Annotated in this window: 12 protein-coding genes; 5 read left to right on the forward strand and 7 right to left on the reverse strand. The window is 63.5% G+C overall.

Features of this window, described 5'->3' with window-relative positions:
• Positions 1-16: 16 nt before the first annotated feature.
• The 3 genes from ACE04F_RS04025 to ACE04F_RS04035 form a co-directional block, all read right to left on the reverse strand.
• Positions 17-1705 (reverse strand): ATP-dependent DNA ligase, encoded by a 1689-nt coding sequence (locus ACE04F_RS04025; protein ID WP_486105005.1) that lies wholly within the window; start codon positions 1703-1705, stop codon positions 17-19.
• Complete coding sequence (locus ACE04F_RS04030) at positions 1702-2733, reverse strand: ligase-associated DNA damage response exonuclease (RefSeq protein WP_486105007.1); 1032 nt, start codon at positions 2731-2733, stop codon at positions 1702-1704. The genes ACE04F_RS04025 and ACE04F_RS04030 overlap by 4 nt, the downstream gene beginning before the upstream one ends.
• A 319-nt stretch (positions 2734-3052) precedes the next feature.
• Positions 3053-5503, reverse strand: a complete 2451-nt coding sequence (locus ACE04F_RS04035) for a penicillin acylase family protein (protein ID WP_486105009.1) — start codon at positions 5501-5503, stop codon at positions 3053-3055.
• Positions 5504-5707: 204 nt separating this feature from the next.
• Here ACE04F_RS04035 and ACE04F_RS04040 point away from each other — a divergent pair, with 204 nt between their 5' ends.
• Positions 5708-6265 carry a cysteine hydrolase family protein gene (locus ACE04F_RS04040; protein WP_486105010.1) on the forward strand — a complete coding sequence of 186 codons (558 nt, stop codon included), beginning with the start codon at positions 5708-5710 and terminating at the stop codon, positions 6263-6265.
• Positions 6266-6404: 139 nt separating this feature from the next.
• Here ACE04F_RS04040 and ACE04F_RS04045 read toward each other — a convergent pair whose 3' ends face one another.
• From ACE04F_RS04045 to ACE04F_RS04060, 4 genes are all read right to left on the reverse strand, one after another.
• Positions 6405-6608 (reverse strand): SEC-C metal-binding domain-containing protein, encoded by a 204-nt coding sequence (locus ACE04F_RS04045; RefSeq protein ID WP_486105012.1) that lies wholly within the window; start codon positions 6606-6608, stop codon positions 6405-6407.
• A 5-nt stretch (positions 6609-6613) separates the two neighbouring features.
• Positions 6614-7099 carry an LEA/WHy family protein gene (locus ACE04F_RS04050; RefSeq protein ID WP_486105014.1) on the reverse strand — a complete coding sequence of 162 codons (486 nt, stop codon included), beginning with the start codon at positions 7097-7099 and terminating at the stop codon, positions 6614-6616.
• A 70-nt stretch (positions 7100-7169) separates the two neighbouring features.
• Complete coding sequence (locus tag ACE04F_RS04055; RefSeq protein ID WP_486105038.1) at positions 7170-7646, reverse strand: YchJ family protein; 477 nt, start codon at positions 7644-7646, stop codon at positions 7170-7172.
• Positions 7647-7660: 14 nt separating this feature from the next.
• Positions 7661-8158 carry a DUF6231 family protein gene (locus tag ACE04F_RS04060; RefSeq protein WP_486105016.1) on the reverse strand — a complete coding sequence of 166 codons (498 nt, stop codon included), beginning with the start codon at positions 8156-8158 and terminating at the stop codon, positions 7661-7663.
• A gap of 192 nt (positions 8159-8350) precedes the next feature.
• Between ACE04F_RS04060 and ACE04F_RS04065 the strand changes: the two genes are divergently transcribed.
• The 4 genes from ACE04F_RS04065 (at position 8351) to ACE04F_RS04080 (ending at position 11037) form a co-directional block, all read left to right on the forward strand.
• Positions 8351-9052 carry a PA1041 family peptidoglycan-binding anchor lipoprotein gene (locus tag ACE04F_RS04065; protein WP_305499213.1) on the forward strand — a complete coding sequence of 234 codons (702 nt, stop codon included), beginning with the start codon at positions 8351-8353 and terminating at the stop codon, positions 9050-9052.
• 90 nt (positions 9053-9142) lie between these two features.
• Positions 9143-9868, forward strand: coding sequence for a PA1041 family peptidoglycan-binding anchor lipoprotein (locus ACE04F_RS04070; RefSeq protein ID WP_486105018.1), 726 nt, complete (start codon positions 9143-9145; stop codon positions 9866-9868).
• A gap of 145 nt (positions 9869-10013) precedes the next feature.
• Positions 10014-10286 (forward strand): DUF1145 domain-containing protein, encoded by a 273-nt coding sequence (locus ACE04F_RS04075; protein WP_486105020.1) that lies wholly within the window; start codon positions 10014-10016, stop codon positions 10284-10286.
• On the forward strand, positions 10279-11037 hold the full coding sequence (locus ACE04F_RS04080) for a collagen-like protein (RefSeq protein WP_486105022.1): 759 nt from the start codon (positions 10279-10281) through the stop codon (positions 11035-11037). The genes ACE04F_RS04075 and ACE04F_RS04080 overlap by 8 nt, the downstream gene beginning before the upstream one ends.
• Positions 11038-11083: the final 46 nt, after the last annotated feature.

Genomic DNA, 11083 nt, shown 5'->3' on the forward strand with positions numbered 1-11083 from the left:
CCCACGAGAGCGGGGACTACTTGAGAAGATCCTGCAGCGTCGCCAGCGTGTCCGCTTCTTCGACGGTCTTGTCCTGGCGCCAGCGCAGCATCCGTGGGAAACGTACCGCGATCCCGCTCTTGTGGCGCTTGGACAAGGCGATGCCTTCGAAGCCCAGCTCGAAAACCAGGGTCGGCGTGACGCTGCTCACCGGGCCGAACTTTTCCACCGTGGTCTTGCGCACGATGCTGTCGACCTGGCGCATCTCTGCATCGGTCAGCCCTGAGTAGGCCTTGGCGAAAGGCACCAGCGTGCGTTCGCGGCTGCCGGGCGGGTTGTCCCACACGGCGAAGGTGTAGTCGCTGTAGAGGCTGGCGCGTCGGCCATGGCCACGCTGGGCATAGATCAGCACCGCGTCGACACTGAACGGGTCGATCTTCCATTTCCACCACACGCCCATGTCCTTGGTCCGGCCGACGCCGTACAGCGCGTTGCGCGCCTTGAGCATCATGCCTTCGACGCCGAGGCTGCGGGACGCTTCGCGCTGGCGGGCGAGGTCGAACCAATCCTCGCCAGTGACGATGGGCGACGGCAACAGCACCGGACTGTGGCAGCGGGCAATCAGGGCCTCCAGTTGCTCGCGACGCTCGGCCTGGGGCCGGCTGCGCCAGTCCTCGCCGTGCCATTCCAACAGGTCGTAGGCCATCACCACCACGGGGGCATCTTCCAGCACTTTCTTGCTCAAGGTCTTGCGACCGATGCGCTGTTGCAACAGGGCGAAGGGTTGCACCGCCGGCTGCAATGGCGCCTCCGGATCAAAGGCATCTTCGGTGACTGCCTGCGGAGCTTTCCAGACCACGATCTCGCCGTCGATCACCGTGCCGTCGGGCAACGCTTGCGCTAGAGAATGCAATTCAGGAAAACGCTCGGTCACTAGGTCCTCGCCACGGGACCAGACCCACAAATGGCCGTCGCGCTTGATCACCTGGGCGCGGATCCCGTCCCATTTCCACTCCACCTGCCAGTCGCTGGCCGGCCCCAACAAGGTGTCGAACTGCTCAACCGGTTGCGACAAGGCATGGGCGAGGAAAAACGGATAAGGCTGGCCGCCGCGTTGGGCGTGTTCATCGGCGGATTCGCCGGCGATCAGCTTGAGGTAACTGGCCGCGCTCGGGCGGTGGGAAAGATCGGTGTAGCCCACCAGCCGTTGGGCCACCCGTTTGCTGTCGAGCCCGGCCATCGTAGCCAGTGCCCGGGTGACCAACAGCTTGGAAACCCCGACGCGGAAACTGCCGGTGATGAGCTTGATGCACAGCATCAGGCTGGATCGGTCGAGTTCTGCCCACAGTGCCGGAAGCCGCTGCGTCAGTACCTCTGGCGACTCACCGCGCAACGGCAGGAGCTTTTCCTCGATCCACACCGCCAGGCCTTCATCGGAACTGTGGGGCGATTCGGGCAGTACCAGCGAAATGGTTTCGGCCAGGTCGCCCACGGCCTGGTAACTTTCTTCGAACAGCCAAAGAGACAGGCCGGACACCTGGACCGCCAGCTCGCGGAGGATTTTCACCGGTACCAGCTGCCTGGGACGCCCGCCCGAGAGGAAATACACCGCCCAGGCGGCGTCCGCGGGTGGCGCCTTGCTGAAGTAGTCCTGCATGGCCGCGAGCTTGGCGTTGCTGGAGGTAGTGGCGTCGAGTTCGGCGTACAGCTCGGCAAAGGCTTTCATGAGGCGTCCTCGCCGCTGTCGCTCGCCACGGCAACGTCCTCTTCGTCGTCGCCGTATTCCGTGGTGAAGCCCTGGGCGTCGAGGCCTTGTTCACAGAGATGACGCACCAGCACGGCCACCGATCCATGGGTGACCATGACCCGTTCGGCGCCGGTCTGTTCGATGGCCCAGAGCAGGCCGGGCCAGTCGGCGTGATCGGAAAGCACGAAGCCCCGATCCACGCCGCGCCGCCGACGGGTGCCGCGCAAGCGCATCCAGCCGCTGGCGAAGGCGTCGCTATATTCGCCAAATCGCCGCATCCAGGTGCTGCCACCGGCGGAGGGCGGGGCGATGACCAGCGCCTGGCTCATGATCGGATCAGTCTTTTTCACATCGCCGGCATAGATCGTCGGCGGCAGGTGCACACCGGCTTCGCGATAGACCCGGTTCAGCGGCTCCACCGCGCCATGGGCGAGTATCGGTCCCAGGCTCGCGTCTATGCCATGGAGGATTCGCTGGGCCTTGCCAAAGGAATAGCAGAACAACACGCTGGCCCGGCCAGCGGCGATGTTCCCGCGCCACCACTGGTTGATCTCATCGAACACCTGCGCCTGGGGCTGCCAGCGATAGATCGGCAGGCCGAAGGTGGATTCGGTGATAAACGTGTGGCACTTCACCGGCTCGAACGGTGCGCAGGTGCCGTCGGGCTCGACTTTGTAGTCGCCGGACGCGACCCACACCTCGCCTTCGTACTCCAGACGCACCTGGGCAGAACCCAATACATGGCCGGCGGGATGAAAGCTCAGGGTCACGCCATGGTGTACCAGCCGTTCGCCGTAGGGCAGGGTTTGCAGGTTGATGTCCTGGCCCAGCCGGGAGCGCAGGATGCCTTCGCCGGGTGCCGCTGCCAGGTAATGCTGGTTGCCGCCGCGGGCATGGTCGCCGTGGGCGTGGGTAATGACCGAGCGGTCCACCGGACGCCATGGGTCGATGTAGAAATCTCCCTGCGGACAATACAGGCCTTCGGGGCGGGCAATGACCAGATCCATGCGGTTACCGGGGCGATGGGCTTGTCTGGTAGAGGCGGGGACGGGGGGAGAAGTTCGATCGGTTTTCCTGGTGGGACGGGGGACGCAATCGCGAGCAAGCTCGCTCCCACAGGTAATCCGGTCCATTTAAGAGAGGATGCACTTGTGGCGAGGGAGCTTGCTCGCGCTCGGCTGCGAAGCAGTCGTAAACCGGCGGGTGCGGTGCGCCTGATGCTCCGCACATGGCGGTTTTGGGGCCGCTTCGCGGCCCAGCGGGAGCAAGCTCCCTCGTCACGGGATCGTCGATTGCCTTAAGTGACAGCATTAGAGGCAGATCGGCCTATTTACCGGGAACCAAGGTCAAACGAGTCTTGCCATACGCCCGGTCAAAATTCTGCGGTTGCAAGGGTAGGCTTTGATATTGACCCTTGAGCCACGGATCGAGGCCGTTCAGATAGAGCGGGCTGGCCGGGTTGCCCGATTGACCGGCGCCGCCCTGGATCGTCAACGGCTCAGGCTGGCTGAAATCAACGATAAACCGGGTGGCCGGCGCCAGGGTCATGTTGAAATCCTGGCCCCAGGCGAACGCGGCAGTATTGAGCGTGGTGCCATCGCCGCCGGCTGCCTGCGGGCCGCGTACGGTCTGGCCGCTGGCGTTTTTCCACTCCTGGCGGTGCAGCTTGCCCCACTGCCAGGTAGCGTGGTCGCCGCCCAGCTGGCTCTCGCCGACGTTGATGGCCGCTGCCAGGCTGCGAGCGAGGATAACGGCCTTGTCTTCTTTTTGCGGCGTGCGCACATCGTCCCAGAACGGGCTGTCTTCACGACCGAGCAAATGATCGGCCTGGGCCGAATAAGACAGCTGGCCGTTGGCGACCAGCGCTTTCCACGCCGGACTGCTTTCGGGGCCCAGTTCATCAAGGAATGTCTGCTTCATGCTTTCTTGCAGGAACAACTCATAGATTGCTGCGTCGGCAGAAACCGGGCTGAGTCGGCCATCGAACGCCATCAGGCGCGTGTAGGCCTCGCGTGCCTTGGCGCGGTCCGCTACCGGCAGCGCTTCGATCGCCTGCTTGAGCGGCTGGGCCATGCCCGGGGTTTCGAAGAACTTCTTGAGCTTGGCCGCGAATGTCGTGGACTGGTCGTATTGCATGGCGATCAGGCTGCGGGCGTCGTGCTTGCCTGCGCCGGCCAGTTCGGCCAGGCGCTCGCCACGCTCCGGCGCCGCCCAGGAATTGGACAATTGCATGCCGTAGCCATGGGGAATGACGCGCTGGTTGGCGGTGCCGAGCCAACCCTGGGCCGGATCCTGGTCGTAGGGGTGCAGCATTGGATCGGCGTAACCGTCCCAATCATAACGGCCGTCCCAGCCCGGCGATGGCAGCAGGCCTTCGCCCTCGCGGCGGTTCGGGTAGCGGCCGGTGACCTGCCAGCCGATATTGCGGGCGTCGGCAAACACCATGTTCACCGCCAGGGCGCGGATCTCCCGGCTGGCGTCGGAGGCTTTCTCGACGTTCTGCGCGCGCGACAGATCGAAGAACGCGTCCAGGCTTTTGTCGTCGGTGAAACTCGGCAGTTGCAGGGCCAGGCCCAGGCCGTTGGCCATGGCCGGGCCTTGGGCGCTGTTGAGCAACGGACCGTGGCGGGTTTCGTACACCGCTTCGCTGATCGAACGTTGGCCCTTGATGAAGTAGGTTTCGTTGCGCACGGTCGCCGGCTGCCATTTGCCATTGGCTTCGTAGGACAGCCCGTTACCCTGGCGTCGGATCTTTTCCAGATACAGGTCCTGGTTGTCGCCGAGAACACTGGTCATGCTCCACGCGACGTTACCGTTGAAGCCCGCGAGGATCATCGGGATGCCCGCCACGGAAAGCCCGGCCGCCTGGTATTTGGGCGCCCGAATCTGCACCGGGCTCCAGAGCGACGGCACGCCCAGTGGGCCATGACTGTCGCCGGCCAACAGGCTCTTGCCGTTGCGGCTGCGCTGCGGGCCGATGGCCCAGTTACTCGAAGTCGCTGCGCCCAGCAGGTTCAGGTCGGCCAATTGTGCGCTGGCCTTGCTGATTTCGTTCAGGCCGGGAATCTGTCCATTGAGCCGGACACCTTGGAGCTTTTCGGCTTCGGCCAACGGCAATGGCTCATCCGGGTAGGACGGACTTAGCCAGGCCAGTTTGTCGTTGGTCACGCTCTGGGCCAGCACCAGGGCGGCGACTTCTTCCGGCAGGTTGGCCGACTGGCTGAAGTTCAGCAGGCAGAACAGCAGCGCCGAATCTTCCGGTTTCCAGTATTCAGGCTTGTAGCCGGTGGCGGCCAGGTCCGCCGGCAGCTTGTCGCGATAGCGGAACAGGTAGGCATTGACGCCTCGCGCATAGACTTCGAAAAAAAGCTTCAGGCGTGGCGAGGATGCCTTGTACAGCTCATCCGCGCTTTTCTTCAGGTTGACCGCGCGCATGTAGCGGTCGACATCCAGCCGTTCGGCGCCGGACATTTCCGCCAGGCGGCCTTGCGCGAGCAAGCGCAGGGTCGCCATTTGCGTGATCCGGTCGCTGGCATGCACATAGCCGAGGGCAAACAGGGCGTCATGGAAACTGTTGCTCTCGATCAGCGGCATGCCCAAGGCGTTGCGCCGGACCGAGACATTCTGCGCCAGCCCCTTGAGCGGTTGTACGCCGGTGGTGGGCGCGACCGTGTCCTGGGTATTCCAGGCCTGGCAACCGCTCAAACCGAGCACGCTGGCCACTGCTGCGGCAACGCCGAGCTTGGGAAGGAAAAAAATCGAGGCTGGCGAGGCCATGGCAAAGCTCCTGCGGGAGGGGGTGGCACCAATAAAGGCGCTACGTTAGTGAGCAGGAGAAGGGCGCGCAAGCGGGCTTTGGGGTTATTTGATGTTTTGCGATGAAAGCCCGGCCGGACAAAATCGCAAGGCGGCGTCCCAAGACTTGCTTGTAAGGGAAGGTGATGCTCAAGTGCAGGAAAATCTACGAGCGAGAAATCCGCCATGGAGCTACAAAAAAACGCAGCGCTGATCCTCATCGATCAGCAGCAAGGCATCCTCCATCCCAGGCTTGGCCCGCGCAACAACCCTGAGGCGGAGCTGCGCATGCTGGAATTGCTCGGATACTGGCGAGAGTCGGCGCGGCCGGTCATCCATGTCCATCATCTGTCCCGATCCGAGGCGTCAGTCTTCTGGCCCGGACAATCCGGCGTGGAAGTCCAGGAGCGATTCAGGCCGATAGACGGCGAAGGAATGATCCAGAAGCAAGTGCCGGATGCGTTTTGCGGCACGACCCTGGAGGCGGATTTGCGCAGTGCCGGAATCGAGCAACTGGTGATTGTCGGCGTGGCCACGAACAATTCGGTGGAGTCCACGGCACGCACGGCTGGAAACCTGGGGTTCGATACGTGGGTGGCCGCGGATGCCTGTTACACCTTCGACAAACCCGACTTCTTCGGCAATGCCCGTGCGGCTGCCGAAGTGCATGCGATGTCCTTGGGGAACCTGCATGGGGAATATGCGACGGTGCTCAGCGTGGAGCGGATTCTGGCGGCGGGCTGAGCAATCGGTATTGAATGTGCTGGCCTCTTCGGGAGCAGGCTCGCTCCCACAGGAATATGCGTGCACCGCAAAACCCGTGTGGGAGCGAGCCTGCTCGCGAAGGCGGCCTAGCAGGCAAAAAAACTTTTCGCCTGGTCCATCAAGCCCCGTGGCACTTCTTGAATTTCTTGCCATTGCCGCACGGGCAAGGGTCGTTGCGACCGACGTCCTTCAGGGTGTTGCGCACGGGTTCCTGGTGGGCGTGGCCGCAGTTCGGGCCGTGGACATGGCCGTGATCATGCTCGTGGTGATGGTCATGATCGTGGTTGCAATCAGGGCCATGGACGTGGGGTTGCTGGGTCATCGGGGTTACTCCGCAATTAGATCGGCGGCGATTATCACGCCATTGCGTTCCAGGTGCACGTAGTGCGCGATGAATAAACCGGTTTCCAGCTCCCCCTCCAGACGATAGGGAATCTGTTGCCGGGGTTTCTTCAGCATTTTCACCAGTTCGCGCACCTGCGGCCACAGGTTGGTGCGGATCGGTACCTTGAAATAGGCGTTGTGCCCCGGGCGCACGGTGAACCAGTGTTCATGCTCACCTTCGGTCAGCAGCAGGTCGTCCAGGTGTATCCGGTAGGTCAGGCCGCGTACGGTGAGGTCGTCTTCGCCGGGGTTGTCGACGCGAAAGTGCAACATGAACTTCTGTTCCAGCAACCGGGCCCGCACCACCTCCACCTTGACCAGGTGCACTTGCGGTTCGGGAGCCTCTGCACCTCGCCAGGACGCGCAACCCCCTAGCCCGACGAGTAGCAGCAGGCAAGTGATGCGCAGCAATCGAGATGTCTGGGTCATGTCCGTGCCTCTGGTTTAATTCCAGTCTAGCCCCACAGGGCGGCGGGCGGGCGTCGGACGTTTCCGAAAATCAACGAGCGAAATAGCTGGCGCAGCACTTCTTGAACTTATGCCCGCTACCGCACGGGCAGCTGTCGTTGCGTCCCGTCTTGACCGGCACGGTCGGGTCCATGAAATACCAGCGCCCGCCGTTCTGCACAAACGAGGATTGTTCGCGGTGGCTGTGTTCGCCCTGACCGTCGTGCCAGCGTGCCGTGAAAGTGACGAAGGCATGTTCCGGCTGGCCGCCGAATACCTCGCTGCTCTCCACCTCCAAGCCCAGCCAGGTGCTGCCGGCGCTCCATTCGCTGATGGCCTGGCGGTCGAGGCCCTCCTGCTGGGCGGGCAGGGTGGTGCTCACCAGATAATCCACCAGGCCCAGCACATAAGCGCTGTAGCGCGAGCGCATCAAGGCTTCGGCGCAGGGCGCCGGATGACCGTCGTGATAATGGCCGCAGCAGGCGTCCAACGGGTTGCCGCTGCCGCAGGGGCAAATGGTTGTGTGCAGGCTAGTGTCCACGGCTACCACCAATATTTTCCAAAGTTTTCCGGGTTGGCCCAGAAACGTGAGTTGAGCCAGTCGGGGACCTGCTTGTATTCAAGCAGATCGTAGGTAAACAGGGTCAGCACCTGATCTTCGCGCTGGAAGCGCTCGCTGGCCTGCAGGGCCAGGGAGAAGAAGTCGGTTTCCTGCCAACCGCACGCGTTGAGGTCGGCCAGCACGGCGATCCGGCTGGCGTTAAGGTTGCGAATGCCGCCCAACAGGTTCAGACCGTCGCGCTTGGGCAAATGCTCCAGGCAATCGAGCGCCAGGGCCAGGTCGAAACGCCGCGCCGCCAGGTCCGCCGGCAACGGCCCGGGGGCGGCATGGACCACCTCGGTGGCGGGATGTGCCTGTTGGAATGCCTCGAGCGCGGGGAAGCTGCCGGCGCCGATCAGCAGCAGTTTTTGCGGGGCATAGCGGTCAAGCACGGCGGCCAGCGCCTGCTGGGGCGTGCGCGAAGAAATGGCAACGGTCATCGAAGTTCCTCAGTCAGAACCGCCACGATAGCGCGCGTGGACGCAAGGGCCTAGAGCGGTTTGTCTTCAAACGCCGCGATCCGCCGTAAACACGCGGCCAAAGCTGTGGTTGCGTCACGCTGGCGCAGAACCCGAGTCGGGTCTTTACTCCCCTGAATCGGCGCGAAGCCGATCCTTCAAGGAGATAAACCGATGAGCATAGTTCGGACAGCGTTACCCCTGGTTCTGCTAACCAGTGTGTTGACTGGTTGCGCAGGTTTGCAAAAAACCGACTGGCCGATCTGTGCGGCCACCGGTGGTGTGGTCGGCGCAGGATTGGGCGCCATCGAAAGCAGTTCCTGGATCGGCCCGGGCGCGCTGGTCGCCGGTACGGTAGCGGCGGGCTGGTGCTGGGCCCATGGTGATGGCGACGAAGACGGCGATGGCGTGCCGGACAGCCGCGACAAGTGCCCGGGCACGCCGAAGGGCGTGCAGGTCGACGCTGACGGTTGCCCACCACCTGCGCCCGCACCGACACCGGTGGCTGAAGCGCCCGTGATGGTCCAGGAAGAAACGATCGTGGTCCGCGACGTGCATTTCGAATTCAACAAGGCCACCCTCACGCCGACGGACAAAGAAGTGCTGAGCACCATTGCGACCCGGCTGAAACAGGAAACCTCCACCGCGCAACTGCGCGTGACCGGGCACACCGACAGCGTCGGCAGCGATGCCTATAACCAGAAACTGTCGGAAAAACGCGCCAACTCGGTGGTTCAATATCTGGTCGAAAGCGGCGTGCCTCGCGCCAGTTTCGTCTCGGTGGCCGGCGCCGGGGAAAGCCAACCGGTGGCGGATAACAAAACCGCCGATGGTCGCGCAATGAACCGTCGCACCGAAATCAAGATAAACCGCTGAACCCCTCGTTCTCCGCGGCTTGTACAGTCGCGGATGCGGGTCTTTACTCCTGTGTGACCGGTATGGGCCGGTGACACAGGAGCATTCACCATGAACGTTCTAATCAAGGCCGCCTTACCGCTACTGCTGGCAAGCAGCTTGCTGTCCGGTTGCGCCACTCACAGTGATGGTAGCGCCTCGCTCAATCAGCGTACCTGGCCGATCTGCAGCTTGGTCGGCGGGCTTGTTGGCGGTGGCCTCGGAGCCATCCAAAGCAGCGGTTGGGCCGCCGGTGGCGCTGCGTTGGGGCTGCTGGGCGGTGGTTTGATCTGTTACGCCCAGGACGGCGACGAAGACGACGACGGCGTGTTCGATCGTCGCGATCGTTGTCCCGACACACCGGCCAATACCCCCGTCGAACACCACGGCTGCCCGCTGCCACAATACCCGGCCAGCACGCCACCGGCCGAGCCGGACATGCCCACCAGCGAAGTCATTACCCTGAACGACGCTGGCAAGGTGCTGTTCGATTTTGACAAGTTCGACCTCACCGCCGCGGCCAGAAGCCAGCTCGACGAGCTGACGGCAAAACTGAGTCACGCCAACGTCGCCAGTATCCGCGTGGTGGGCCACACCGACAGTGTCGGTACCGAGGCGTATAACCAGGACCTCTCGGAACGTCGGGCCGGCAGCGTGGTGGAGTATCTGCTGACCCAGGGCGTGGCCCCGGCAAAACTCACCAGTGAAGGCAAGGGCGAAAGCCAACCGGTGGCCGACAACGAGACCGATGAGGGGCGCGCCCAGAACCGTCGGGTCGAATTGCATATCCAACGTTAGACATCATCGCCCAAGCGGGCCAGAGCCGTCGGATCGCCAGGAAGGCGGTCCGCTGGGCCTGGATTAAATTTGCCGGGCCCTCTGGCATATCCTGCGCGCAAGCCGTTACTGTGCGCGCAAAGAATAATTCTCGAACGGGGGGCATATGAAGGTGTTTTGGGGGCTGGGGCGCTTGCTGACCCTGCTGTTCTGGCTGGTGGTGCTGGTCAATCTGGTCATGCCGTTCGTCCATCCGCTGCATCTGTTGGTCAATCTCGCCGGGGTGTCGTTACTGGCGATCCATCTGCTCGAACTTCTAATGTTCAGGGCTCGCTTTCGTGGTCGCCCCGCTCCTGGTCGTGATCGCCTCAGGGTGCTGCTGTTCGGCATCTTTCACCTGCAAACCCTCCCGACCGCACCCGAGGCTTCCCATGCGTAAACTCTGTCTGCTCGCATTACTCGTATGCCCGTGGGCCAGCGCTCAAGTGGTCCAGGTGGAAAGCCACTCGTTGATGCGTTTGCCCAACACCACCAGCACGCTTGCCCTGGAGCGATTGGACGTGGCCGACTACGGCACGCTGCTGGTGCCTTCGAACGTCACTGAGCTGTCGATCGGCCAATTGCACTTGGGGCGTGAGGCAAGGATCGCCATCGTACCGGCACAACAAGCCCTGGACATGAAAGTCACCCAGGCCGAACTGGCCGAAGGCAGCCAGATTACTGCCCGTGGCGCGCCGGGAACCTATACCAAGGCGGCGCGCCCGGGGCGTAACCTCAATCTGCGCTTCGAGGCGTTGAACGCGCCGCTGTTGTCGGTGGATGCCCGTGGCGGTACCGGCGCGCCAGGTTATGTGGGCCTCGACGGCGCCAACGGCCAGGCACCGGGCTGCACTTGGGGTTCGGCTGGTCGCGGCGCCGACGGCAGCAACGGCGCTGACGGTCAGCCGGGCGCGGCCGGCGCACTGGTCCGGCTGGAGCTGCCGCGCGCTTATCCCGACGAACAGATCAAGGTAATGGTAGATGGCGGCGCTGGTGGCGCGGCCGGGCCTGGTGGCAAGCCTGGCGCGGGAGGCAAGGCCAAGGGCTGCCTGGTCTATACCGCCGACGGCGGCAAGAGCGGCCGTCCCGGTGCCGATGGCCAGCCAGGGCCTGCCGGCGCGGCGGGTGCGGTGACGGTGCAGCGGTTCTAGGCTGTCTCGAACTGTCCTGAGGTGGGGGGGGGGGGGGGGGGGGGGG

The organism is Pseudomonas sp. AGC41, assembly GCF_057334555.1.

Bases quoted from the DNA above. Each gene is read 5' to 3' on its own strand.
- ACE04F_RS04045 (WP_486105012.1), bottom strand. From the start codon at position 6,608: ATGACCCAGCAACCCCACGTCCATGGCCCTGATTGCAACCACGATCAT.
- ACE04F_RS04050 (WP_486105014.1), bottom strand. From the start codon at position 7,099: ATGACCCAGACATCTCGATTGCTGCGCATCACTTGCCTGCTGCTACTC.
- ACE04F_RS04070 (WP_486105018.1), top strand. From the start codon at position 9,143: ATGAACGTTCTAATCAAGGCCGCCTTACCGCTACTGCTGGCAAGCAGC.
- ACE04F_RS04040 (WP_486105010.1), top strand. From the start codon at position 5,708: ATGGAGCTACAAAAAAACGCAGCGCTGATCCTCATCGATCAGCAGCAA.
- ACE04F_RS04060 (WP_486105016.1), bottom strand. From the start codon at position 8,158: ATGACCGTTGCCATTTCTTCGCGCACGCCCCAGCAGGCGCTGGCCGCC.
- ACE04F_RS04025 (WP_486105005.1), bottom strand. From the start codon at position 1,705: ATGAAAGCCTTTGCCGAGCTGTACGCCGAACTCGACGCCACTACCTCC.
- ACE04F_RS04075 (WP_486105020.1), top strand. From the start codon at position 10,014: ATGAAGGTGTTTTGGGGGCTGGGGCGCTTGCTGACCCTGCTGTTCTGG.
- ACE04F_RS04030 (WP_486105007.1), bottom strand. From the start codon at position 2,733: ATGGATCTGGTCATTGCCCGCCCCGAAGGCCTGTATTGTCCGCAGGGA.
- ACE04F_RS04065 (WP_305499213.1), top strand. From the start codon at position 8,351: ATGAGCATAGTTCGGACAGCGTTACCCCTGGTTCTGCTAACCAGTGTG.
- ACE04F_RS04035 (WP_486105009.1), bottom strand. From the start codon at position 5,503: ATGGCCTCGCCAGCCTCGATTTTTTTCCTTCCCAAGCTCGGCGTTGCC.
- ACE04F_RS04080 (WP_486105022.1), top strand. From the start codon at position 10,279: ATGCGTAAACTCTGTCTGCTCGCATTACTCGTATGCCCGTGGGCCAGC.